A 26207-nucleotide genomic window follows, 5' to 3' on the forward strand; every position below is an offset into this window, starting at 1 on the left:
ATTAAACTTCATCCTTTTTTATCCCAACTTTTCAAACACCTTGAATAGAGGCAGATACATCGCTAGAATAATCGTGCCCACCATGCCCCCAAGAACCAAGATCATTATCGGTTCCAAAATACTGGTTAGTGCTTTTACTGCTTGCTCAACTTCATCTTCATAGAAATCGGCAATTTTCATCAACATGGCATCTAATTCCCCAGTTTCTTCGCCGATACTAATCATTTGAATTGCCATCGAAGGAAAAACTTTTTCTTTCTGCAAGGCAATACTAATCATGCCTCCTTGTTGAATTTCTAAACGTGCTGCATCTATGGCATTAGAAACCACTTGGTTTCCTGATGTATCCCGCACAATTTCCAAAGAAGTCAGAATGGGTACACCTGAGCGAGTTAAAGCACCGAAGGTTCGGCTAAAGCGAGCAACTGAAGATTTTTGAATTAAATCACCAAACAACGGCATTTTCAAGGACAAACGGTCAATAGTTTCCTTACCGACTCGGGTCTTGTAGTACTGCTTATAGGCAATTCCTACACCTATTAAAATGCCTACGATCGCTAAAGACCAATAACTTCTCAAAATTTCACTACAAGTCATCAAGAATTGAGTCAGAGCAGGTAATTCAGTTCCTAAATCTTTGAAAATGCCAGCAAAAATTGGAATGAGAAAAACTGTCATCCCGATAAAGATAGAGGTAGCTAAAAAACCCACAACAACTGGGTAAGCCAGAGCTGATTTAATTTGGTTTTGTAATCGAGCAACATCTTCTAATAACTTGGCTAAACGACTCAGTACTTCGTCTAATACACCGCCGACTTCACCAGCCTGAATCATACTGACATACAAACCATCAAAGCAGTCAGGATGCTTACGCATTGCATCTGAAAGGTTGACTCCACTTTGAACATCGTTGCTAATATCAATTAAGGCTTGTTTCATTTTTGGATTGGTACACTGATCGGATAGCACCCCCAAACCTCTAACAATTGCCACTCCAGCATTTACCAAGGTAGCAAGTTGACGAGAAAAAACTGCTTTTTCTTTAATCGGAACCTTGGCGAAGGAGTTCTGAAATTTTTTTAAATCAAAGCTTGCCTGAAAGCCTTGAGATTGTTTGAGTTCTTGGACTACAAAACCTTTATCTCTGAGGTTAGTACGGGCTTGTGCCAAGGATGCGGCACTAATTTTTTCTGTTCTAGATTGTCCTTTTGAATCCCGAACACGGGCAACAAATGTTGGCATGGGTTAATAAATACAAAGTTTAAAATGAGTAAATTGGTAATTTTAAAAGTTAGGAGTTAGGAATTCAAATCTCTAACTCATAACTCATAACTTTCCGATTAGCCACGACCAGTTTTAATCAAAGGTAAAGTTTAATGAACTTTGGCTGCCCCAACACCAGGTTTCGCAGCTCCTGGTGGTGTAGCAGTACCAATGAGGCGTTGAATTTCATCTGGCTTAGAAGTCTTAGACATCGCTGCTTCAAAGGAGATAGTTCCGGCTTTGTATAAATCAGCTAAAACTTTCTCTAGAGTTTGCATTCCCAATTTGCCACCAGTTTGAATAGCTGAGTAAATTTGAGATGTTTTGCCTTCTCGAATCAAGTTAGAAATAGCGGGAGTGACGATCAAAATTTCTTGAGCCATTACCCGACCATATTCACCTGGTTTGGGATTTTTCTTTGATACTAAGGTCTGACTAAAAACTGCTACCAGTGAGTTAGACAACTGCACTCTTACTTGTGTTTGTCTTTCATGGGGGAAAACGTCAATAATCCGGTCAACAGTTTGTGCAGCAGAACTGGTGTGTAGCGTACCAAATACTAAGTGTCCTGTTTCCGCTGCTGAAATCGCCAAAGAAATCGTTTCCAAATCTCGCATTTCCCCCACCAGAATAATATCTGGGTCTTCCCGTAGGGCTGCTTTCAAAGCATTAGCAAAGCTTTTAGTATCTTCACCCAATTGCCGCTGGTGGACTAAGCTTTTGATGGGTTCGTAAACAAATTCAATCGGGTCTTCCACCGTTAAAATATGCTCTGCTTTGGTGCGGTTAATTAAGTCGATCATTGCCGCTAGGGTAGTTGTCTTACCAGAACCAGTAGGGCCTGTAACCAAAATCAACCCTCTTGGCTTATCAGACATTTCCCGCACTACATCTGGCAGACCTAATTTTTCAAAGTTAGGAATTTTAGAACTTAATGCCCGCAAACAAGCGGCATAAGCACCACGCTCTTTATAGACATTGACTCGGAAGCGAGCTAAACCCTTTACACCATATGAACAATCCAATTCCCAGGTCTGTTCTAAGGTTTTACGCTGGGTATTGTTAAGCATACTAAAAATTAGTCTTTGACACTGATCGGCGGACATAGCCTCATCGCCGATGGGAGTGAGTTTACCACTGATGCGGAAGTAGGGAGGCAAACCTGCGGATAAATGCATATCTGAGCCACCCATTTCAATCAGTTGCTCCATCAAGTCTTCAATCATCAATTCCATAGTTCTACTTCCTTTTGTCAGTTGTTTTTGCTTTGTTACTGAACGCTGACTATTGACTAATCTTGAAACCGAGGTGTCATACAATAGGGACAATCCAGCCATTCTGGTTTTAATTCGGCACTACAAGTCCGACAAGTAAGACCGCTCTTGCGTTTGGCTTTTAACTCAGCTTCCAAACCTGTATCAGTAAAAGTCACTCGTTCTACTTCTTCAAGGGTGGTGGCACCTTGGCGCACTAAGTCTAAGCTGTAGGCCAGTAAGGTTTTCATGCCTTCTTCTACTGCTACTTCTTTGATGCGTTCTGTGGGTGCTTCTTGGTTAATTAGGGTTTGCAGGTTTTCGGTGATACGCATGACTTCATAAACACCACAACGTCCTCTGTAGCCAACGCCATTACATGTAGGGCAAACCTGATTTTTAGCTTTGGCTTCTGTAAATGCTTCTAATGTCAAGGTATTAGCTTTGTAGAAGGTTACTCCCACATCTTGAGAAGCAGATAGACCATAGCGAGCCAGTTCTTCAGTCGTGGGAGTATAGGGAATGCGGCAATCGGAACATACACGCCGCACCAAACGCTGTGCTAAAACGCCAATTAAGGAGCTAGAAACCATAAAAGGTTCAATGCCCATTTCTCCCAAACGAGCGATCGCTCCTGGGGCATCATTGGTATGTAAGGTAGTTAATACCAAGTGACCGGTCAAAGCAGCTTCAATGGCTGTTTTTGCTGTTTCTTTGTCTCGGGTTTCTCCCACTAGTAAGACATCTGGGTCTTGTCGCAAGAAAGCCCGCAAGGCAGTTGCAAAATCCAGCCCTTTTTCCCGAATTACCTGTACTTGAGTAATTCCTGGCAAACTGTACTCAATCGGGTCTTCTACGGTACTGATATTAATTCCAGGAGAGTTTTTTTCTGCCAGCGCTGAATACAACGAGGTTGTTTTACCAGAACCAGTCGGCCCTGTTACCAAAATCAGACCGAAAGGCTTGCTCACCATATCCTGGACAATCTGCAAAGTCTCCGGGTCAGTAATTAATTTATTTAATCCAAGTTGTGTGGAAGAGTTATCCAAAATCCGCAGCACTACCTTTTCCCCATAGCGACTGGGTAAGGTATTCACACGAAAATCTACCTTCCGTCCCTCAAATATTCGACGGATGCGTCCATCTTGAGGTAAACGCCGTTCTGCAATGTCTAGGTTGGAAATGATTTTAAATCTGGCTGTGACCGCAGGGATGATCTTTTTTGGTAGTTCGGGGAAGGCTTCACTCAGCACACCATCCTTCCGAAAACGAATGCGTAAATTTTCTTCCTGTGGTTCGATGTGAATATCAGAAACTTTCTCATGTAAAGCTTTAGCAAGAATTCTATTCACAAGGCTGATGACCGGGGCATCCTCCGCACCCTTCATTGCCGCCCCCAAGTCAGCCTCCATATCCTCAGGGGCATCTTCTAAATCGAGATTGCCAAGATTTTCTAAATCCTGATTGATATCTGTAAACTTTTCTTGTTCTAGGTGCTTTTGCCGTACAGCCAACTCATCCAAGTATTGGTTGATCAGCTGCTGATAATCTTCCTGTGCGATCACCATCCGCTGTAATGCCAATCCTTGTGGGCGCAAAATGCGGTTCAAGTCATCCGAAGCTTCTAGATTATCCGGAGCAACCATTGCCACTAAAACACATGGAGGGTTTTGGTCTTCGTTTTTTGATAGTGGCACTAAGCGATGACGACGACAGATATCGATGGGGATCAGGGTTTCAATCAGGTTCCCCACCATCGTGCTGCCAATGTTGTTGACTTCCGGATCGAGGAATTCAACACCGTAAAGTATTTTAAGTTCAAATAGCTGCTGTTTCTTATACTGCCTAAGGAACTCAGGTGATAGTTGTCGCCCAGTGATTGACTCCAGCACTTCCGTTAGGGGTCTGCCAGACTTGCGGCTTTCAATCAGCGCCTGCCTCATCTGTTCGGTATTGACATAGCCAGACTGTACTAGCTTGTTGCCAAAGGGCGAAAACTCTGTTCTTGTAGTTAGAGCGGTACTGCGCCGTTGTGGTGACGAGTGGGTCATAAGTGAGCAATGAGTAGGGAAAACCTCTGGTTAAAGTATTCCCAGGCTGGGGCACAGAATTTTCATTTACACTTAGCAAATTCATTGCAATCGTAGGATGAAGTGTAAAGGATGAAAGATAAAAAATGAAGTGTGAAGGGGGTGCAAGGGCGTAGTACCTGTACTGTGAAGTGTGAAGTATAAAATTTCAATCTTCACCCTTTTGCCTTGATATTTAGTCTTTCATCCCTACTCGTTCGGGTTAACCGCCCTTAGAGCGTCTGCGCTAAGGTGTTCACCATTTGTCACAATAAGAGGACGGTGGCATCATTTCCAGGAATATGTCGGCAAAAAAATCAGCTTCAGCTGCAAGCCTTGAATAGCAATGGTTGCAAGTTGTGGCAATTCACTGCCGTAAACAGCATCTGGGATGAGTAGACAATGATGGACGAAAATAAACAAATAAACAATACAAGCCAGCAATTGGGTGAACCAACAGAGGTAAAGCAAGTAATGATGAGCGACTCCCCAACCCAAATCAATTTCAACGAATCTGGCAGCGAGGTTACTGAGCAAGTGGCAGCCCCAAATAATGTGGGAGATACGACACTTACACCAGAAAATGGCATCGCTGCATCTGAGAAAACAGAAGCAGAAACAGCAGCTTTGACAGAATTGACTCAACAAATCGAGTCTCTCAAAGCGCAACTAGAAGAACGCAATACTCAATACATGCGGATTGCCGCAGATTTTGAGAATTACCGTAAACGTACTAGCAAAGAAAAAGAAGAACTAGACGCACAGGTGAAGCGGAACACGATTCTGGAATTGCTGCCAATAGTCGATAATTTTGAACGGGCACGATCGCACCTCAAGCCGCAATCTGAAGGTGAGATGACAATTCACAAAAGTTATCAAGGAGTTTACAAACAATTGGTAGATTCCTTGAAACGCTTAGGTGTAGCACCCATGCGTCCTGAAGGTCAAGAATTCGATCCCAACCTGCATGAGGCAGTAATGCGGGAACCTACGGATGAACATCCTGAAGGAACAGTGTTAGAAGAGTTAGTACGCGGATATTATTTGGGCGATCGCGTGCTGCGCCATGCCATGGTGAAGGTGGCTGCTCCCAAGGAAGACACACCACCTGCATCGGAAGATCGGGCGAGTCCAGCTGACAGTTAGGCTGTAGTTGCTCGCCTCATTGACCAAAAGTGCCTAGGTTCTAGCAAGGGCGAGCATCGCATATCTTCACAAGGATGAGGCTGTTGAGGTTTATCAAACTTTAGCAGCCTGCCTTTTGATACCAGCTCGTTCGTATGTAGAAAGCGGTTTTCTCAAAACCAGCCGACCCTAGGGCAACTTTCTGTGTTTCTACTGCAATAGCAGACTCACACAAGTTGTTGTGCGCTTTAGCCCGTACAAAAAGATAGCCCGCGAAATATCACGGCAGAAGCATTCAGTAAAAATACTGTACGTATGGGAAAAGTTATTGGGATCGACTTAGGCACAACTAACAGTTGCGTCGCAGTTTTGGAAGGTGGACAACCGATTGTAATCGCCAGTTCTGAAGGCGGACGAACCACTCCTAGTATTGTGGGATTTGGCAAGGGTGGCGATCGCTTGGTCGGTCAGCTGGCAAAGCGCCAAGCCGTAACTAATGCTGAGAACACAATTTACAGTATCAAGCGATTCATCGGTCGTCGCTGGGAGGATACTGACACCGAACGCGATCGCGTACCTTATAGCTGTGTCAAAGGTAGAGACGATACCGTTGATGTCCACATTCGCGGACGTAACTACACACCCCAAGAAATATCCGCCATGATCCTGCAAAAGCTCAAACAGGATGCGGAAAACTTCTTAGGTGAAGCCGTGACTCAGGCAGTAATTACCGTACCAGCATATTTCACAGATGCTCAAAGACAAGCAACTAAAGACGCTGGTACGATTGCTGGGCTAGAAGTCTTGCGGATTATCAACGAACCAACCGCTGCTGCTTTAGCCTTCGGGTTGGATAAGCAAGACCAAGAGCAGTTAATTTTAGTCTTTGACTTGGGAGGCGGTACCTTCGACGTATCTATCTTGCAACTGGGGGATGGAGTTTTTGAAGTTAAGGCCACTTGCGGCAACAACCAACTGGGTGGAGACGACTTTGACAACTGTATCGTTCGTTGGATGATTGAACGCTTCCAGCAACAAGATAAAATTGACCTTTCTCAAGATAAAATGGCGCTGCAACGCCTACGCGAGGCGGCAGAAAAGGCTAAAATTGAACTCTCCAACATGGCGAATACCTCCATCAACTTGCCATTCATCACTGCCGATGAAACAGGACCGAAGCACATGGAGATGGAACTCAGTCGCTCTAAATTTGAAGACCTGGCAGCACAGTTAATCGAAGCTACCATCGAACCGATGATCCAGGCGTTGAAGGATGCAGACCTGAAACCACAAGATATAGATCGGATTATTTTGGTGGGTGGCTCGACTCGGATTCCCGCAGTCCAAAACGCCCTCATCAAGTTTTTTAATGGTAAAGCCCCCGATCGCTCTGTTAATCCTGACGAAGCAGTAGCATTGGGAGCTGCTATTCAAGCTGGAGTACTAGGTGGTGAAGTTGATAATCTTCTTCTGTTAGATGTCACCCCGTTATCCTTGGGAATTGAAACTTTGGGAGAAGTGTTCACCAAAATTATTGAACGTAACACTACAATTCCTACCAGCAAGTCCCAAGTGTTTTCCACAGCAGTTGATGGGCAAACCTCAGTGGAAATTCACGTTCTCCAGGGTGAACGAGCAATGGCAAGGGATAATAAGAGTCTCGGCAAGTTTCTCTTGGCAGGAATTCCCCCTGCTCCCCGTGGCGTACCACAAATAGAAGTATCTTTTGAAATCGATGTCAACGGTATCCTCAAGGTTGGTGCTCAAGACAAAGGCACAGGTAGGGAGCAAAGTATTCGGATTACTAATACGGGTGGCTTGAGTACTAATGAAGTAGAACGAATGCGGCAAGAGGCAGAAGTCTTTGCTGAAGACGACAGAAGACGCAAAGAATTGGTGGAACTCAAAAACCAAGCAGATAATCTTTTGGCTAGCTATGAATCTACCTTGAAGGATAATGCCAACTTGATTGGCGAGCAGATGAAAGCTTTGGCTCAGGAAAAAGTCACACAACTCCGAGCTGTCATGAATAATCCTGGAATTTCCCTCCAGGAATTTCGCGCCTGCTTGGATGACTTCCAACAAAATCTGTTTGCAATTGGTGCAGATGTTTACAATCGAGCTAACGATCAAAACAGTGATGAGGTTGAAGAGGTTTCAGATAGTCAGTTGCCTTCAGACTTGGATCGTCACATGAATGGAACGCTAATACCACAATTCAACTTTGATTTTGATGATGAAAACACTGCACAGGCTGATTACGAGGCGATAGATTAGAGATTAGGGATTGGGTATTGGGTATTGGGGATGAGGGATTAAAAAAATTATTTCCTAATTACCCAATCTCCATTGTCCCTAATTCCCAGAGAGAACCCCGAGTTTCCCAGTCCCTAAGTTTGCTAGATTGTAGAAGCAAATTGGTGTGAACTAAATTGTGTCCAAATACAAAAGCGATCAAATGCATATGGGGGGTTTTCCACACCTGATGGTGCGGCTAGCCCCTCTAGTTCATAAGGGGGGTTTTCCCATTCTACGTAGCACAATTGTAAAAGAGACAGGCTCAGGTAGAGATAAATCTAACGGTCTGCTTCCTCTACTGCTAAATTGGGTAGCTTTTTTCGTCTTTGATGGGAAAGCACCTGTTCCTAAAAACTAACTAGTGATTTTTGTAAAAGGTAAAAGGTAAAAGGTAAAATCAATTATTAATAAAAATTAACTTTTGCCTCCTGCCTTCTGCCCTACCCTTCTCCTAACGGAGACGCTACGCGTAGCTTGCTTCCCCGTTGGGGTACGGGAACGCTAAGAGCGAATGGGTGACGCTCGGTCGCGTCGTAGCGTCTCCCCTTGGGAGAAGACTCGCGTTTCGCTGCGCTAACGCTCTTAGCGTCTCCCCTTGGGAGAGGACTCGCGTTTCGCTGCGCTAACGGCAGTTCCTCTACTTGGGATCTTCCCAAAACGGACTGCCTCACCGCCAAGACGGGGGCTACCTCACCGCACTGCTTCACCTCCTGCTTTCTGCCTTCTGCTTTCTTCCTTCTAACTTTTACCTTTGTTATATGGCCCGCGACTACTACGAAATTCTGGGTGTCTCTCGTGACGCCGACAAAGAAGAAATCAAACAAGCCTATCGCCGTTTAGCCCGGAAGTATCACCCAGATGTCAACAAAGAACCGGGGGCGGAGGAACGCTTTAAGGAAATTAACCGCGCTTATGAAGTACTTTCCGAGCCAGAAACTCGAGAGCGTTACAACCGTTTTGGTGAAGCAGGTGTCTCTGGTGGTGCTGGTGTCGGCTTTCAAGATATGGGTGACATGGGTGGTTTTGCCGATATTTTTGAAAGCATTTTCAGTGGCTTTGCTGGTGGCGGCGTGGGTGGTCAAACGCAAAGACGGCGCAGCGGACCGGTGCGGGGCGATGACTTACGGCTAGATCTGAAGTTAGATTTTCGAGAAGCGGTATTTGGTGGTGAAAAAGAAATTCGGATTTCGCATCTCGAAACTTGTGAAGTCTGTAGCGGATCTGGTGCTAAACCAGGAACTCGCCCTCGGACTTGTGCAACTTGTAGTGGTTCGGGTCAAGTACGTCGTGTCACCAGAACGCCTTTTGGTAGCTTTACCCAAGTCTCCACTTGTCCCACCTGCAACAGCACGGGAATGGTAATTGAAGACAAATGTGATTCTTGTGATGGTAAGGGTACAAATCAAGTCACCAAGAAACTCAAAATTACTATTCCAGCCGGGGTAGACAATGGTACCCGTTTGCGGATATCCCAAGAAGGAGATGCAGGTCAACGTGGTGGTCCTCCTGGGGATTTGTACGTTTACTTGTTCGTAAATGAGGATGAAGAATTCCAAAGAGATGGCATCAACGTTCTTTCAGAAATTCAAGTTAGCTACTTACAAGCGATTTTAGGCTGCCGTCTGGAAGTCAACACAGTAGATGGGCCAGTAGAACTGATTATTCCAGCTGGAACCCAGCCAAATACGGTTATGAAGTTAGAAAATCGCGGTGTACCTCGTTTGGGAAATCCTGTTAGTCGAGGCGATCATCTGCTAACGGTATTAATTGATATTCCGACCAAAGTGACCCCAGAGGAGAGAGAACTGCTGGAGAAGCTGGCTAAAATTAAGGGAGACCGTACTGGTAAAGGTGGTCTAGAAGGATTCTTGGGAAATCTATTTAAGTGATGAGTCTATCTTCCTTATCAACTCCCGATGCTCAACTCGATTTGCGCGGCACCCCTTGCCCGATCAATTTTGTTCGGACAAAACTACGTCTGGAACAAATGTCGCCGGGAAGTTTGCTGGAAGTTTGGCTAGATACCGGAGAACCAATTGAGCAGGTTCCTGATAGCCTCACAATGGCAGGTTATCAAGTAGAACAAATTATAGACTGCACTGGCTATTTTTCCCTGTTAGTCCGCCGTCCTGTGACTGCCTAATGAAAGGGGAAGTTATTTCTACTACCGGACAGTTAGTCGGTACGGTACTAGCTGTACAAGCAAATTTTTATCGAGTACAGCTGGATTTAGAAGACACGGAGACACAGGGACGCGGAGACACGGAGAGTTTTTTCTCCGCGTCCCCGCGTCTCACCATTTCCGTTTCTTCCACTCCCCCTATCCTCCTCTGTACCCGCAGAACACGCTTAAAAAAAATTGGGCAACAGGTGATGGTAGGCGATCGCGTAGTCGTGGAAGAGCCAGATTGGGCTGGAGGACGAGGAGCAATCGCTGATGTCTTAGCTCGTCAAACTGAGCTAGATCGTCCACCAATCGCTAATGCCAACCAAATCTTACTAGTATTTGCTGTCGCTGACCCACCGTTAGAACCTTATCAACTCAGTCGATTTCTAGTTAAGGCTGAGTCTACTGATTTAGATGTGCTTTTATGCTTGAATAAAAGCGATTTAGTCTCACCAGAGGAACAACAACAAATCAACGATCGCCTTTTAGCTTGGGGCTATCAACCGTTATTTATCAGCGTCAAAAATCAGATAAATATCGACCAAGCAGCTAAACATTTGAGCAATAAAATTACTGTAATTGCTGGCCCTTCTGGTGTGGGTAAATCTAGCCTAATTAATGCGCTGATTCCCAACACTAACCTGCGAGTGGGTGAAGTTTCCGGCAAACTAGCTCGTGGTCGCCACACTACTCGCCATGTAGAATTATTTGAATTACCAAGTGGTGGGTTGCTGGCAGATACTCCTGGCTTTAATCAACCTGACCTAGATTGTCCACCTGAAGAATTAGTACATTATTTTCCAGAAGTCAGAGAACGGTTAGCAGGTACTAACTGTCGATTTAGTGATTGTCTGCATCGAGATGAACCTGATTGTGCAGTGCGGGGAAACTGGGAACGTTATCAACATTATTTAGAATTTTTGGATGAAGCGATCGCTCGTCAAACTCAGCTTAATCAACAAGCCGATCCTGAATCTACTCTGAAGTTAAAAACCAAAGGCAAAGGGCAGAGTCAATACGAACCCAAGCTGGAAAGTAAAAAATATCGCCGTCTTTCTCGGCGGACTCAACTGCAAGCATTGCAAGATTTGTATCAGAACGAGGAATAGGGATTGGGGAACTCGGTACCTCTTTTGGGGATTGGTAAGTGAGGAACAGTTTTACCAATGCCCAATCTTTTAAAAACAAACATTTTCCGGTGTGGAAAGGTATTGTATTGGGAAAAAATCACGAAATACTATAACGATCCCGATAAAGTCTTAAAATATTGTTAATTTCGGCCACACTCCTCGACCTTCAACTTACAAGTACCACCCCAGAATCATTATGGCTATTGGCTACGTCGCGCTTGTACTCCACGCACACCTGCCCTTCGTTCGTCACCCAGAAAGTGACTATGTGTTGGAGGAGGAATGGCTCTATGAAGCCATTACTGAAACCTACATTCCTTTATTGAAAGTATTTGAAGGCTTAAAGCGAGACGGCATCGACTTTAAAATCACGATGAGTATGACACCACCTTTAGTGTCAATGCTCCGCGATCCACTGCTACAAGAACGCTATGACGCACACTTAGGTCAACTAGAAGAACTTATAGAACTGGAGGCTGAGCGTAATGTCCACAATGGCCATATTCGTTATTTAGCTGAGCATTACGCTACTGAGTTTAACGAAGCACGTCAGATATGGGAAAGCTACAAAGGTGATTTGGTAACAGCTTTTAAGCAGTTCCAAGACTCCAATAACCTAGAAATCATCACTTGCGGTGCTACTCACGGCTATTTACCGCTGATGAAAATGTATCCGCAGGCTGTGTGGGCACAGATTCAGGTAGCTTGCGAACACTACGAGCAAACCTTTGGAAAAGCGCCCAGAGGCATTTGGTTACCGGAATGCGCCTACTATGAAGGTGTAGAGCGAATGCTGGCAGATGCTGGCTTGCGCTACTTCCTTACCGATGGGCATGGTATCCTTTATGCCCGTCCCCGTCCGCGCTTTGGCACATACGCACCGATTTTTACAGAAACTGGTGTCGCCGCTTTTGGTCGAGATCATGAATCTTCCCAGCAGGTATGGTCTTCTGAAGTGGGATATCCTGGTGCAGCCGAATATCGGGAATTTTACAAAGATTTGGGCTGGGAAGCTGAATATGATTACATCAAGCCTTATATCATGCCTAATGGTCAGCGGAAAAATACGGGGATTAAGTATCACAAAATTACTGGACGTGGCTTAGGGCTTTCAGATAAGGCACTCTACGATCCTTATTGGGCGCGGGAAAAGGCTGCCGAACACGCTGCTAACTTCATGTATAATCGGGAGCGACAAGCTGAACACCTCCATGGTATAATGCAACGTCCACCGATTATTGTTTCACCCTACGACGCAGAATTATTTGGGCATTGGTGGTATGAAGGTCCTTGGTTCATTGATTACCTGTTCCGCAAATCATGGTATGACCAAGGAACTTATGCGATGACCCATTTAGCAGATTATTTACGGGCAGAACCGACACAGCAAGTTTGCCGTCCTTCCCAATCGAGTTGGGGTTATAAAGGATTCCATGAGTATTGGTTGAATGAAACGAATGCTTGGGTTTACCCGCATTTGCACAAAGCAGCAGAACGCATGATTGAGATATCGCACTTGGAACCAGAAGATGAATTGCAGTGGCGAGCGCTTAACCAAGCAGCACGGGAACTACTATTAGCGCAATCTTCTGACTGGGCGTTTATTATGCGGACAGGAACAATGGTGCCTTATGCAGTGCGACGGACGCGATCGCACCTCATGCGGTTTAACAAGCTCTACGAAGACGTGAAAATCGGTAAAATCGACAGCGGTTGGCTAGAAAAAGTAGAGTTAATGGATAATATCTTCCCTGAAATCAACTACCGCGTTTACCGTCCTTTGTAATCACAATAAAGATTTCGGCACACCCTCCAAAAAGCAAAACCCCTAGTCTTGCTACTGGGGGTTGTTTTTATCGACATACTAGCAAGTGACCTTTACTACTATTATTGATAATATAAATAAAATGCATTTTTCCGCTTTAGTTTTAATACCACCAGATACAAATAATATAAAAGCAAAAGTGGAAGAAATACTTCATCCATATTACTCAGAACTAGAGGTTGAACCATACAAAGAATATTTAACTGAAGACAAAATTACAGAAGAAATAGAGTATTTAGCAACTCTTACCCCAGAAGAGATTAAAAAAATAGCAGCAGATTGGGAAATTCCTAGTCATGATTTAACGACTCTAGCCAAAATGGAACTAGGAAATAAACTAGGTTGGTTTGAAGAAGAGGCAGATGGAATTGACTCAATCGGTTTATATAAAATGACAACCATTAATCCTCAAGGCAAATGGGATTATTATCGCTTTATAGAAACAGAGCCTTTAGATTCAGGAACAGCCATAACTTATCCTTGTAGAGTTGCTGATTTACCTAAAGTAGTACCTTATGCAATTGTCACTCCTAACGGGAGATGGCATGAATTAGGAGAAATGGCAGGTATACAAGCCTTTTTAAGGGAACTTCATGGAGATATAACAGTTAGTGAAGAGGAAATTTTATGGCAAAATAAAATATCGGAAGTTATTAAATATTATTCAGATTATATTTGTGTTGCTTTAAGATGCCATATTTAAATTATTAAATTATAAAAATACAAAAGTATTTAGTGTAATTTCATTTTAAAAACTTAGGTAATATCATTAAAATTATAAATAATTAACAGTAAAATAATAAGCTAACAAGCTGCGTAATCAAAAAAGCGATCGCTCCCCATACCCACCTGTGAAATACTATCAACAACAACCAAACGCTTTCCCCAGCGATTATCTAAATAATTTGTGGGGAGAAATCCAAGCTTGTCCTTACTTTGCTATCAACAACCTCAACCGCGATTTTATCGGTACTAAGGGATTTTCTCTGGCATTCCAACGATCGCACTTAGCACAAGTCGAGCAGCAGTTTCCCTACTTCAAGCCTTATCTGGATTTAGCTCTCCAGACTAACTGTAACGCTTTTTACCTCAATCCTTTACAGCTAAAGGAAGGCTCCCGCGTCGATCCGCATATCGATCGCTCTCTGCGTTCCTACTGCAAAACCATTGAGCCGCCTTTACTTGTCAGTGTCCTCTATGTGCGAGTACCTCCCAACCTGGAGGGAGGAGAACTCGTATTGCGATCGCACAAACGTCAACTTGGGCAGATTAAGCCTCAGGTGAATACTTTACTTTATTTTCAGGGTGATTTAACCCACTCTGTCAATGCTGTGAAAACCCCAGGAAATCGCCTGAGTTTAGTTTGTGAACAGTATAGTTTGAGCGAGGCTGAACTCCAAGAAATCCCAACATTTACAGTAGAGTCAAGAGCAGTTCAGTCTCCGAAAAAGCAAAGAAAGTATGCCTAATAGCCTGGTTCTTCACCTGCTTCCTAATCCACAAAATCGAACTTTTAGCAAGCAATTCAGATTGATGGAAAAGATGTGAGCCAGCCAAATTGAATAGCGGTATCAACAGCGATCGCAGCTATTGCAAACCATAGTACACTTTCACCAGCTAGCACTACACAAGGTAAAATATCGGCATTCCAACCAACTTCTATCTGAGTTAATCCCCGTACAAAGCCAAAGGCCAGCACACCACCAGCTTTGAGTTGAGGATTTTTATCTGAGCGGATGATATAGCGATAAGTGACACCAAACAGCAAACCGCAAATAGCTGCGATCGCTCCACTCACGCACCAGTGCCAATCAAAATCAATTTGTAGAGAGGCGAGTCTGGGAAAATACTTTGCCAAAACTAAAGTGTTTATAAGACTGGCGATCGCGAAAGCAAAACATAAAGAAAAACCCCCAACCAATCCAGCTTTCAGAGATTCTAAGCGTTCAGCCATGAGTTGACGATCTGAAATTCCGTTCATTTTATACCGTTTTTTTTTGAAGCTGCGCCAAACTCTCTTAATCTCTCATTTCTTGGCATTCTTGGCGGTTCGTTATTTTTATATATTCGGAATTTCGATCGTAAATTCGGTTCCCATACCTGGCTGAGACTTGACTTTTAATATGCCATTATGTTTTTCCACGATAATTTGATGAGCGATAGACAAGCCAAGTCCAGTGCCTTTACCAACGGGTTTTGTAGTAAATAAAGGCTCAAACAACCGATGTTTAACTCGTTCGGGAATACCCATCCCATTGTCAGCAATCCGAATTACAATCCATTGTTCAGAATTTATTTCTGTTGCAATTTTAATCTGAGGAATTCCATTGTTCATTTTGCCTTGCATTATGGCTTCATCCATGGCATCAATTGCGTTTGCCAAAATGTTCATAAATACTTGATTCATCTGCCCGATATAACAGTTTACCAGTGGCAATTTTTCATAACACCTAATAACTTCAATACCGGGGCGACCGCCATTAGCTTTGAGGCGATGTTGCAAAACCATCAACGTACTATCTAGCCCTAGGTGCAAATCCGCAGGTAGTTTGGCATCAATATCTGAGCGAGAGAAGCTACGTAGTGAAGTAGAAAGGTGCTGAATTCTTTCCGTTCCGAGTTTGAGTGAATTCAAGATTTTTGGCAAATCTTCGAGAACAAAATTGAGATCCAAGTCTTCAATAGCAGTCATAATTTGGGCTGTTGGGTTGGGATAATTTTGTTGATAGAGTTGAAGAATATAAGTTACTCCTGCAAGGTATTCTTGCAAAGGTGGAATATTACTACTGATAAAGGTAATGGGGTTATTGAGTTCATGTGCAATGCCAGCGATTAACTCTCCCAGTGTTGATAATTTCTCTTGCTGCACTAGTTGGACTTGAGCATTTTGCAAAGCAGTAGTGCGATCGCGAACTTGTTCTTCCAAGGATTCAGTCAGTTGTTTAAGTTGTAAATGCACGCGGACTCTGGCAATGACTTCCTCATGAGCAAACGGTTTGGGGATATAGTCTACTGCACCCAGAAAAAATCCTTTTGTTTTGCTTTCCGTATCCGCTAAGGCTGTGGTGAAAATAATCGGAATGTTTTCGGTAAGAGGGTTGGCTTTGAGGCGACGACAAGTTTCAAATCCGCTAATACCTGGCATTTGTACATCCAGCAAAATCAACTCTGGTTGATTGCGTTCGGCTTGAGCGATCGCACTTTCTCCATCAACTGCAACACGGAAACGAAACCCCTCACTATTGAGTGCTTCGCACAGAACAGATAAATTTGTGGGATTATCATCCACAATCAAAATAAATCCAGATTTTTCGGTCTTACTCATGATGGATTGTTCAATAAAAGAATTCAGTAGTCAGTAGTCAGAATTCAGAATGGAATTAGCATAACTAGTTAGTAACTTACTAACTTCCTCAAGTTGAAGGATTAATTCTGATGTATCACAATATCCAAGATCGTTTGAAAGAATTAGATAGTAGCGACATTCTTCTAAAGAACCTTGTGATATGTTCAAAAATCGTGCTTTATCTGCTGTCCCCTTTTCTTAAATCCTTCTGCTATATTTGCTGGAATCAAAATTGCTGCTCTTCTAAACTGAGATGTTAATCCATATATTTCAGATTTAGAAAATTGATCAGTAAATTGGTATACTGATAAAATAAATCGATGTGCTTTTTGCCAAACTATCAAGTCTTCAAATGTTTTTGCAGGTTGTCTCATTGATTCTGACCTCTGAATTCTGACTCCTGAATTCCGACAATAAAAGTTTCCAAGCGTTTGAGTTGAAAATTGCTAGCAAGCTGCATAATTTGCTGAGCAAAAGTGCTTAGCTGTTCATCAGATGCTGAAAGTTGCTGAGCCATTTCTATAATTATTTGAATATCGCCGTCTTGTGTCAGTTCGAGTAACTGTTGTAAAACTTCGTTAGCAGGATAAATCATCTCAACTGGATTATCCATACCATCTACATCGGTTTTTATGATTGCGTCAGCCTTGCCGTCAAAAATCCATTTTAGTTGCAAAAATTGTCGTAGCAGTTCCAGCAGCGTTTCCGCTTCTACAGGCTTTGGTAGAAATGCATCTGCACCTACATCGATACTCTTATATTGGTCAGTGGCAAACACACTCGCTGACGAAGCGATGATAGAAATCTCTTTAAATGGGGAAGACTGACGCAAACGTGTGATGAACCCAAATCCATCTAATATAGGCATTACTAAATCGGTGATAATCAAGTCTGGTTTGTGGGCTAGAGCTTGTTCCCATCCTTCTTTACCCTGACTAGCTTCTACGACAGTAAACCCGACTGGCTCTAGTAAATTTACAATTACCGAACGGTTTTCCCATTTGTCATCTGCAATCAAAATAGTGCGCCTTGGCCCTTCATAACCAATAATGGTTCCCTGTTCAACTACTCTTGAAACCTTTGCCCACTCTTTAGATTCTGATAATTGCACTTCAAACCAGAAAGTGCAGCCGTTACCAAATTCACTTTGTACTTGAATTTGACCACCCATCAACAAAACAATTTGTTGGCTGATAGCTAATCCCAAACCTGTACCTTCAGTTTGTCGTTTCTGATTTCCTACTTGCTCAAAGGGCAAGAAGATTTTCTCGACTTGCTCAGGGGTGATACCGGTACCAGTGTCTATTACCTCAAAGCGGATTTTGTATGTCATTTTTTCATGGTCATTTAATTCTTGACTTATGACCTTGACCTTGAAAGTAACGCTGCCTTGATGAGTAAATTTAATGGCATTACTAAGCAAGTTAATCAACACTTGCCGCAAGCGTTTTTCATCAGCATGAATGCCTGTTGGCAAATCAGGATCGAGTTGGACATAAAAGGCAATGACTTTTTGTTCTGCGCGGATGCGGCATATTTCAATTACACTATCGATAAATGCAGGCAAGTAGAAATCAACACAATGCAATTCCAACTTTCGGGCTTCTATTTTAGATAGATCCAAGACATCATTAATCAGAGTTAATAGATGGGAACCACATTGGTAAATGACACCAACTCCTTTACGTCCTTTTTCAGTTAAAGCTTCTGTGCGTTGGAGGATTTGAGTGTAGCCGAGGATACCGTTAAGGGGTGTACGTAGCTCATGACTCATATTGGCAAGGAATTCACTCTTGGCCTCGCTGGAGTTTTTGGCAACTTCCTCTGCTTGGCGTAATTCTTGCTCGATGCGCTTGCGCTCTACAATTTCCGTTGAAAGCACTCGATTGATAGCTTCTAACTGGGCAGGACTGGGTAGTGTCAGAGCTTGAGGCATGAGAGAAATTAACGCAAATGCCGTATAAATTGAAATAATCGCAGTTAAAGCTTTTAAACCACCTGAAATCCAGTAATCTGGATGCCAGAGTGTCCAAATTTCTATCAAGTGTCCAGTACCGCAGGCAATAATAAAAGCACCAAATAATAGAAAGACTCCGTTGAAAGGAACATCTTTGCGCTGGGAAATAAAGTAGATCAGTAGAAAAGGAATCGAATAATACGCGAGGGCGATGGTGGCATCAGAAATAATGTGCAGCCAAACTAGTCCAGCTTTCCAGAGATAACAATGTCCGTGGGGAATAAAACCGATTGAGTGGAAAGGATAGTTGAAAGTCAACATGATGCTAGAGGTTACTAGATTTGAAATATCCGTAACCGTTAGTATTCCCATCTGTGCGAGTAGTGAAGCGCGATCGCAATTTTTTTTACAGTTGTCTCTATTGTTCGAGAGAAGATGATGCCTTGTTTGCGATCCCTGCTTTCCCAGTATGATAAATATTAGAAACGTTTTGTAATTGTTCTAAAAATTAAGACTATGGCGATTTTGACACTAGGTTGGGTATCACTCTTGGTCGTGTTTACTTGGTCAATTGCAATGGTAGTTTGGGGACGCAACGGATTGTAGAGGAATTGTGGAAAGTCCATTCCTGAGTATTTTGGCTTTAGTTGCTTTTGTGCTGCTAGTAGCGGTTACTGGCGGCATTGGATATCTGACGCTGGCAGATTGGCGCGATCGCCGTCGCCGAGAACAAGAAAAACGCGAACTCCGACGTACATCTCCCAAGCGGCGATAATTTGTTTGTGGTTGCACAATATTTTTGTAGGGACAGGATAAGGGAACTTTCACAAAGAAATTACTCTGTGCCATTGTTTTTTGACTGTTAACGGTCAAAAATCAAATATTGGCTAGTGGTATTTTTTGATTTGGAAGTCTCTGATATCGTGTCCCTACACTGTTTTATCTACATACATAGGAAATAACTGTTACCTTTTCCATTGCTAGGGGAATCATAAGATTGAAGACTTTCAATATTTAAAGTTCCACTGAGAATGGAAAACTCTTCTAGTCCCCAACTTATACAAACAACTCCAGACCAACAAGAATATAAGCTAGATACAACATGTTACCAGCATCAGGGCGAGCAACAAAAAGCTTTATCTAGAGTAATTGCTCATATTCGTCAATCTCTTGATACTGACACCATATTTAAAATTACCGTCACTGAAGTGCGACAACTGCTGAACACTGACCGAGTTGGAGTGTTTCGTTTTTATCCTGAGTTGGAATGGGAAGGAGAATTTCTCTACGAGGATGTGGGAGTAGGATGGGGTTCAGCACTAACAGCCAAACTACGCGACCACTGCTTTGCTGCGGAGTTTGCCGGACTATATCAGCAAGGTCGGATTAAAGTAATGGCTGATATCTACGAAGCTGGTGTGAGTGATTGCCATGTCCAGATTTTAGAAAGATTCCAAGTACGTGCCAATATAGCTGCCCCCCTGATGAAAGGTAAAGATTTATGGGGATTGCTGTGCATTCATCAGTGTAGTAGTCCTCGGCAATGGGAAGCATCAGAAATTGAGTTTGTGCAACTAATTGCCGAACATCTAGGAGTTGCATTGCAGCAAGCAGATTACCTAGAACAGGTACAAATACAATCGGCACAACTAGCACAAGCAAAAGCGAGAGAAAAAGTAGCAGAATGGCAGAAAACCATAGCTATAACTATTGAGAAAATTCGCCAGTCTCTCGACTTGGAAAGCATTTTCCGCACAAGCACCGCAGAAATTCGCCAACTACTACATGCTGACCGCGTAGCTATTTATCGCTTCAATCCAGATTGGAGTGGTGAATTCGTGTTTGAATCAGTAGCAGAGGGTTGGTCTTCCCTCATGTATGAGCAGTTACGACAACCGCAATTGTGTGAAAATGTCAGCGAGTGTAGTGTCAAAGATTTAGCCCAAAGCCCAATTGTAGATACTTATTTACAAGCTACAGGAGGCAGTGTCTTTACTAGGGGCGAAGTATACCGTGTTTGTAATGATATTTACAATGCTGGTTTTAGCGATTGCTACATTAAAATTTTAGAGATTTATCAAGCAAAAGCTTATGTAATCATCGCTATTTACCACGGTCAAAAGCTCTGGGGCTTACTAGCAGTCTACCAGAACACCGGACAACGCCATTGGCAAGAAGATGAGGTGTACTTGCTCACCCAAGTTAGCACCCAGCTCGGTGTAGCTTTGCAGCAGGCAGAATTCTTACAACAAATGCAGAGCCAAGCAGCTGAACTCAGCAAAGCCGCAGAACGGCAAAGAGGACTGGCGAACACGGTAGAGAAAATTCGTCAGTCTCTTGACATTGACACTATCTTTAAAACCACTACTCAAGAAGTCCGACGACTATTGGAAGTAGAACGAGTAGCAATTTATCGTTTCTATCCTGATTGGAGTGGTGAATTTGTCGCCGATTCCATTGTTGATGGTTGGACACCGATAGTTAAGTCGCAGCCTGTTACAGAACGCGTCCTTTTGCAAGGAACACAAGCAGGTAAGTATGCGCGTAATGAAGTTTTTGTACCGATTCGTCAGGGCGAGAATTTGTGGGGATTGTTAGTAGCTTATCAAAACTCTCAACCCCGTTATTGGCAAGATGATGAAATCAATTTGCTAGCACAAGTTGGCGTACAACTGGGGGTAGCATTACAGCAAGCAGAGACTTTGAAACAAGTACAAGTGCAAGCCGAGCAATTAGCTAAAGCAGCAGAACGAGAACGTAAAGCCACACAAAGACAGAAGACGTTAGCTGCAACGGTAGAAAAAATTCGCCAGTCTCTTGACTTGAAAACAATCTTTGCCACTAGTACTCAAGAAGTCCGGCGACTATTAGAAGTTGACCGAGTCACCATCTATCGCTTCGGTTCTGATTGGAGTGGTGAATTTGTGGCTGAGTCATTAGCTCAGGGTTTGAAACAAGTGCGAGAACTTGTACCTGTAATTGCAGATGATTACTTGCAAAACACCCAAGGAGGAGACTTTGCTAATGGCAAGATTCTGGTTATAGAAGACATTTACAACACCAATTCTTCTATTCGTCATACTGCTTTGCTCGCATTAATGGAAGCTAGAGCATGTATGATTGTGCCGATTTTTCAGGGTGAGAAACTCTGGGGATTACTTGCAGCGTATCAAAATACCGAACCTCGTCATTGGCAAGAGGATGAAGTCGATTTATTGGTACAAATTGGTACTCAATTAGGAGTAGGACTCCAGCAAGCAGAATTGCTCGAACAGACTCAGCGTCAAAAGGAAGAACTCACCCAGACTATCAAAGAATTACAGCATACTCAAAGCCAGTTGATTCAAAGTGAGAAGATGGCTGGCTTAGGACAGTTGGTGGCTGGGATAGCACATGAAATTAATAACCCAATTAGTTTTATCTACGGTAATATCACTTATGTGACTGAACATACCGAAAATTTATTTAAGTTTCTGCGCCTTTACCAAAAAAACTATCCCAGACCAAAAGCGGAAATCCAAACACAAGCAGCAGAACTCGATTTAGATTTCATTGCTGATGACTTGCCCAAAATTCTAACTTCAATGATGATGGGGGCAGAACGCATCTCGCAATTGGTTTTGTCATTACGCACTTTTGCTCGACTTGACGAAGCAGAAATGAAGCCTGTTGACCTTCATGAAGGTATCGACAGCACTCTGTATATTTTGCAACATCGTCTGCAACCACAGACTCATTCTCTTGGTATTGAGGTAGTTAAAGAATATGGGAATTTGCCTTTAGTAGTTTGCTATGCAGCCCAGATGAATCAGGTATTTATGAATATTCTCAACAACGCTATTGATGCTTTAGAACACTCAGCGGTAGGTAGTGAGTATTCAGCAGTCAAGACAAAAACAACAGACAAACCACAGATTCGGATTCGCACAGAAGTTACAGAAGACAATTCTATTCAGATTCGCATTGCTGACAATGGTTGTGGTATTCCCGGCAGTATGCGATCGCGCATTTTTGAGCCTTTCTTTACCACTAAACAACCTGGTCAAGGTATTGGTCTAGGGCTATCTATTAGTTACCAGATTATAGTGCAAAAACACGGGGGTCAAATCAAGTGTATTTCTGAACCTGGTAACGGTTGTGAGTTCTGGATAGAAATTCCCATACAGTAGTTCTAATGCCAATTATTGTAGTTAGTTATGTTATGAATGCAACCGGGTTTATTCGCTTGATAGTGAAAAACCTATTTTTTTATGCCCTGGTGGTAAGCTAATTGACATTTAATTTGCGTGTTAAAGCAGTATTCAGAAATCAACAGCCAGAATTCAGAAGCTTTCTACATTCTGATTACTAACTCCCCTAATTACGAACATATTGCGAAGTAAATGCATATTAGCTGGTTAGATTTTGTAGCTAATCTTTATGATGACTTGTTCACTTAGTAAACAAAATTGAAGACAGATAAGAACTTTTGTTCTACATGCTCTATAATTTCTCTAATTACGGTATTTCGCTCAAGATACCGTGGATTTTAGGAGTAAATTCTGATGAGCAAGTTGCAACATCCGACACGGTTAGGAAATTACCTAATTGAGGGAATGCAGATTTATGCCACGAAAACTTTGCAGGCTATACAGCTTTTGTATCAACGAAAAATCAGAAGTTGGATAAACAAAAGTTCTGTGCAAAGGTTTGTGTGTTTGTTTTTGGTTGGTACTGTTTTGAGTATAGCAGTGGCTGCCTGCTCTGGAAGCTCAGCTTCCAAGGCTGATGTCAAACTCAGGCTTGTCTCATTCTCCGTTACCAAAGCAGCTCACGATCAAATAATTCCCAAATTTGTGCAAAAGTGGAAACAAGAGCATAATCAAAATGTCACTTTTGAGCCAAGTTATGGAGGTTCTGGCGCTCAAGCTGCTGCTGTTATTGCTGGCTCACAAGAGGCAGATATAGTACACCTAGCACTTCCCTTAGATGTCAACAAAATTCAGCAAGCAAGTTTGATTAAATCAGGTTGGGAAATCAAATCTCCCAGAAATGGTATCGTTAGCAGATCCGTTGCCACCATTGTAACCCGCGAAGGAAATCCTAAAAATATCTATACTTGGCAAGACTTAGCAAAAGATGGCGTAACCTTGATTGCCGCTAACCCCAAAACTTCTGGTATTGCTATTTGGGAATTCTTAGCTTTGTGGGGTTCGGTAACTCAAGCAGGAGGTGATGAAACAGCAGCACTAGATTATGTCACCAAAGTTTATAAAAACACCCCTGTGCTGACAAAAGATGCTCGTGAAGCTAGCGATTTGTTTTTCCAAAAAGGTCAGGGAGATGTCTTAATTACCTACGAGAACGAGGTAATTTTGGCAGAAAAGAATGGCACAAAACTGCCTTATGTTGTACCAAAAATCAATATTTCTATTGATAACCCTGTAGCTGTAGTTGATAAAAATGTTGACAAGCACGGTACAAGAGAAGTCGCACAAGCATTTGTTGACTACCTTTATTCAACAGAAGCTCAACGAGAATTTGCCAAATTACAATATCGTCCTGTCAACCCTACCGTTGCTCAAGAAGTCTTATCAGAATATCCCCAAGTAGATACATTATTCACGTCTCAAGATTTAGGCGGCTGGGATAACATCGAGAAAAAGTTTTTTGTCGATGGGGCAATTTTTGATAAAGTTCAAACTGCTAAAAAAGCATAAGCTTTAGTTTTTTTAGTGCAGCATTCTCTACTTGCAGATAGATATAAAGCATAAGGAATTCTGTATCACTTTAACTTGATTGATAATTTATGAGCTTTCGTAGACGATTTAAGGATAGTTTCTGCTTAACGTCTTTAATGCTTATTGCCAGCAGCATCACTGCTTGTAACGGCGGACAAGAATTGAAAAGTCAGGTGAGTATTGATGGTGCTGCTGTAGGTTTTCCTATTTCTTTAGCAGTTGCAGAAGAATACGGGAGAGCCAAACCTGAAGCTAAAGTTAGTGTTGCCTCAAGTGGTACTGGTGGTGGTTTCAGTAAATTTTGTAATGGTGATATTGATATTGCTGGTGCTTCTCGTACCATTAGAGACGAAGAAATCAAAAAATGTCAAAGTAAGAAGATTGACTTTGTTGAGTTGCCCGTAGCTTTAGATGGCATCGCCGTGATTGCCAACCGTCAAAATAACTTTGCCAAATGTTTAACTATCAAGGAACTGAGCAAGATTTGGAGTGCTAAATCAGACGGTAAAATCTTGACTTGGAACCAAGTTAATCCCAAGTTTCCTAATCAAAAACTCAAGTTATATGCTCCAGCTTCTGATACTGGAACTTTTGATTATATGACTCAAGCTGTTACCGGTAAAGCCAAGAATGGCCGTACAGACTACACTCCTAGTCATAATCAAAATTTACTAGTACAAGGGGTGTCAGGTGATGCATCAGCCTTGGGTTATGTAGGCATATCTTATTACATTCAAAACCAAGAAAAACTCAATCTAGTAGCTGTAGAAAGTCCTACAGGAAAGTGTCAAAAACCAGTTCCTGTGGATAATGTCATCAAAAATATCTACACACCTTTGTCTCGTCCTCTATTCCTCTATGTCAGTAAAAAATCTTTAGATACTAAGCCAGCAGTCAAAGAATTTGTAGATTTTTATTTAGAAAATTCTTGGAAATGGGTAGATAGCGTTGGTTATGTTGCACTACCTGATGAAGCCTACGTCAGAGTAAAACAAAAATTCGCTATTGGTGAAACTGGTACAAAGTTCAAAAAAGCTAAACCAGGTGAGCCAATTACCAACTTTATTTAAATAAACTGCGCTGAATTGTAGTCAAAATTTAACTGTTTATGCAAAGTACAAATTCTCAAGACGATTCATATCAACTATCTAGACAATCACTAGAGAAAAATGCATCTGAAGATATTTCAGAAAAGATTATCGCGGTAATTTTATTTGCTTGTGCGTTAGTTTCTGTTTTGACTACCTTTGGGATTGTCGTAATTATCTTTCAGGAGACATTTGGTTTTTTCCAAGAAGTTTCTTTTGCCCAATTCTTTCTTGATACTAAGTGGACACCTCTATTTGCAGACAGGCATTTTGGTGTTTGGCCCTTAATTAATGGTACTTTCTTAACGACAGCGATCGCCATGGCAGTTGCTATTCCTCTGGGTTTATCTTCTGCCATTTATTTAAGTGAATATGCTCAACCCAAAGTAGCAGCAATTTTACGCCCAGCAGTAGAACTTTTGGCAGGAATACCAACAGTAGTCTATGGATACTTTGCACTGCTGTTCGTCACACCATTAATACGGAACGTGCTTCCTCTAGAAATATTCAACGCTTTAAGTGCAGGATTAATGATGGGGGTAATGATTACTCCCACTGTTGGTTCTATCAGCTTAGATGCTATTCGAGCAGTTCCCCGGTCTTTGCGAGAGGGCGCTTACGCTATAGGTATCACTAAACTGGAAACTATTTTTAGAGTCGTTCTCCCAGCAGCACTTTCTGGAATTATAGCCTCGATTATTCTCGGTATATCTCGTGCTGTTGGTGAAACAATGACTGTTCTCATCGCCGCAGGACTACAGCCAAAACTGACTGTTAATTTTGCGGAATCAATAGAAACGATGACAGCTTACATGGCACAAATTTCTGGTGGTGATAGTCCGCGTGGTAGTCTTAATTTCAAAACTTTATATGCCGTAGGTGCTGTTTTGTTCCTAATCACCCTCACTTTGAATATTGTTAGTTACTGGATTGCTAATCGTTATAAAGAAAAGTACGAGTAATAAG

The 26207-nt window shown here is 42.5% G+C and carries 22 protein-coding genes and 1 pseudogene; 15 read left to right on the plus strand and 8 right to left on the minus strand.

The window, feature by feature from the left end; translation table 11 throughout:
- Positions 1-18: 18 nt before the first annotated feature.
- From RMY31_RS04870 to RMY31_RS04880, 3 genes are all read right to left on the minus strand, one after another.
- Positions 19-1242, minus strand: coding sequence for a type II secretion system F family protein (locus RMY31_RS04870; RefSeq protein WP_322659088.1), 1224 nt, complete (start codon positions 1240-1242; stop codon positions 19-21).
- Between the two features lie 131 nt (positions 1243-1373).
- Positions 1374-2498 (minus strand): type IV pilus twitching motility protein PilT, encoded by a 1125-nt coding sequence (locus RMY31_RS04875; protein ID WP_322659089.1) that lies wholly within the window; start codon positions 2496-2498, stop codon positions 1374-1376.
- A gap of 56 nt (positions 2499-2554) precedes the next feature.
- Positions 2555-4567, minus strand: a complete 2013-nt coding sequence (locus RMY31_RS04880) for a GspE/PulE family protein (protein ID WP_322659090.1) — start codon at positions 4565-4567, stop codon at positions 2555-2557.
- Between the two features lie 420 nt (positions 4568-4987).
- Here RMY31_RS04880 and grpE point away from each other — a divergent pair, with 420 nt between their 5' ends.
- The 3 genes from grpE to RMY31_RS04895 all read left to right on the plus strand — a co-directional run bounded on the left by grpE (position 4988) and on the right by RMY31_RS04895 (position 8366).
- On the plus strand, positions 4988-5731 hold the full coding sequence (gene grpE / locus RMY31_RS04885) for a nucleotide exchange factor GrpE (RefSeq protein ID WP_322659091.1): 744 nt from the start codon (positions 4988-4990) through the stop codon (positions 5729-5731).
- Between the two features lie 294 nt (positions 5732-6025).
- Entirely contained in the window at positions 6026-7987 is a 1962-nt protein-coding gene (gene dnaK, locus RMY31_RS04890) for a molecular chaperone DnaK (RefSeq protein ID WP_322659092.1), read from the plus strand.
- Positions 7988-8144: 157 nt separating this feature from the next.
- Positions 8145-8366, plus strand: coding sequence for a hypothetical protein (locus tag RMY31_RS04895; protein WP_409877353.1), 222 nt, complete (start codon positions 8145-8147; stop codon positions 8364-8366).
- Between the two features lie 82 nt (positions 8367-8448).
- Here the strand turns inward: RMY31_RS04895 and RMY31_RS04900 are convergent, their stop codons facing one another.
- The gene (locus tag RMY31_RS04900; protein ID WP_409877355.1) at positions 8449-8715 is read right to left on the minus strand and encodes a hypothetical protein; all 267 of its coding nucleotides are present in this window, start codon (positions 8713-8715) and stop codon (positions 8449-8451) included.
- Positions 8716-8766: 51 nt separating this feature from the next.
- Here RMY31_RS04900 and dnaJ point away from each other — a divergent pair, with 51 nt between their 5' ends.
- The 6 genes from dnaJ to RMY31_RS04930 all read left to right on the plus strand — a co-directional run bounded on the left by dnaJ (position 8767) and on the right by RMY31_RS04930 (position 14599).
- Positions 8767-9897, plus strand: coding sequence for a molecular chaperone DnaJ (gene dnaJ, locus RMY31_RS04905; protein WP_322659134.1), 1131 nt, complete (start codon positions 8767-8769; stop codon positions 9895-9897).
- Positions 9897-10151: a sulfurtransferase TusA family protein gene (locus tag RMY31_RS04910; RefSeq protein ID WP_322659135.1), complete on the plus strand. Its 255-nt coding sequence runs from the start codon at positions 9897-9899 to the stop codon at positions 10149-10151. Before dnaJ ends, RMY31_RS04910 begins: the two co-directional genes overlap by 1 nt.
- Entirely contained in the window at positions 10151-11284 is a 1134-nt protein-coding gene (rsgA, locus tag RMY31_RS04915) for a small ribosomal subunit biogenesis GTPase RsgA (protein WP_322659093.1), read from the plus strand. The genes RMY31_RS04910 and rsgA overlap by 1 nt, the downstream gene beginning before the upstream one ends.
- Before the next feature lie 217 nt (positions 11285-11501).
- Positions 11502-13091, plus strand: coding sequence for a glycoside hydrolase family 57 protein (locus tag RMY31_RS04920; RefSeq protein ID WP_322659094.1), 1590 nt, complete (start codon positions 11502-11504; stop codon positions 13089-13091).
- Positions 13092-13176: 85 nt separating this feature from the next.
- Entirely contained in the window at positions 13177-13833 is a 657-nt protein-coding gene (locus RMY31_RS04925) for a hypothetical protein (protein WP_322659095.1), read from the plus strand.
- Between the two features lie 148 nt (positions 13834-13981).
- Complete coding sequence (locus RMY31_RS04930; protein WP_322659096.1) at positions 13982-14599, plus strand: 2OG-Fe(II) oxygenase; 618 nt, start codon at positions 13982-13984, stop codon at positions 14597-14599.
- Between the two features lie 56 nt (positions 14600-14655).
- Here the strand turns inward: RMY31_RS04930 and RMY31_RS04935 are convergent, their stop codons facing one another.
- The 4 genes and pseudogenes from RMY31_RS04935 to RMY31_RS04950 all read right to left on the minus strand — a co-directional run bounded on the left by RMY31_RS04935 (position 14656) and on the right by RMY31_RS04950 (position 18754).
- Entirely contained in the window at positions 14656-15111 is a 456-nt protein-coding gene (locus RMY31_RS04935; protein ID WP_322659097.1) for a hypothetical protein, read from the minus strand.
- Positions 15112-15189: 78 nt separating this feature from the next.
- Positions 15190-16455, minus strand: coding sequence for a hybrid sensor histidine kinase/response regulator (locus RMY31_RS04940; protein WP_322659098.1), 1266 nt, complete (start codon positions 16453-16455; stop codon positions 15190-15192).
- A gap of 30 nt (positions 16456-16485) precedes the next feature.
- Positions 16486-16850: pseudogene (locus RMY31_RS04945) on the minus strand (four helix bundle protein).
- Positions 16847-18754, minus strand: a complete 1908-nt coding sequence (locus tag RMY31_RS04950; RefSeq protein WP_409877358.1) for an ATP-binding protein — start codon at positions 18752-18754, stop codon at positions 16847-16849. Before RMY31_RS04950 ends, RMY31_RS04945 begins: the two are co-directional and overlap by 4 nt.
- A gap of 195 nt (positions 18755-18949) precedes the next feature.
- Here RMY31_RS04950 and petN point away from each other — a divergent pair, with 195 nt between their 5' ends.
- The 6 genes from petN to pstC all read left to right on the plus strand — a co-directional run bounded on the left by petN (position 18950) and on the right by pstC (position 26203).
- Complete coding sequence (petN, locus tag RMY31_RS04955; protein WP_010998401.1) at positions 18950-19039, plus strand: cytochrome b6-f complex subunit PetN; 90 nt, start codon at positions 18950-18952, stop codon at positions 19037-19039.
- 7 nt (positions 19040-19046) lie between these two features.
- Positions 19047-19208: a hypothetical protein gene (locus RMY31_RS04960; RefSeq protein ID WP_214432306.1), complete on the plus strand. Its 162-nt coding sequence runs from the start codon at positions 19047-19049 to the stop codon at positions 19206-19208.
- A gap of 256 nt (positions 19209-19464) precedes the next feature.
- On the plus strand, positions 19465-22602 hold the full coding sequence (locus tag RMY31_RS04965; protein ID WP_322659099.1) for a GAF domain-containing protein: 3138 nt from the start codon (positions 19465-19467) through the stop codon (positions 22600-22602).
- 375 nt (positions 22603-22977) lie between these two features.
- Positions 22978-24132 (plus strand): sulfate ABC transporter substrate-binding protein, encoded by a 1155-nt coding sequence (locus RMY31_RS04970; protein ID WP_322659100.1) that lies wholly within the window; start codon positions 22978-22980, stop codon positions 24130-24132.
- An 89-nt stretch (positions 24133-24221) separates the two neighbouring features.
- Positions 24222-25223, plus strand: coding sequence for a PstS family phosphate ABC transporter substrate-binding protein (locus RMY31_RS04975; RefSeq protein ID WP_322659101.1), 1002 nt, complete (start codon positions 24222-24224; stop codon positions 25221-25223).
- A gap of 38 nt (positions 25224-25261) precedes the next feature.
- A complete protein-coding gene (pstC, locus tag RMY31_RS04980; protein ID WP_322659102.1) occupies positions 25262-26203 on the plus strand; it encodes a phosphate ABC transporter permease subunit PstC in 942 nt (313 codons plus the stop codon).
- Positions 26204-26207 lie beyond the last annotated feature (4 nt).

It is taken from the genome of Dendronalium sp. ChiSLP03b (genome assembly GCF_034531165.2).
Lineage (GTDB): Bacteria > Cyanobacteriota > Cyanobacteriia > Cyanobacteriales > Nostocaceae > Dendronalium > Dendronalium minutum.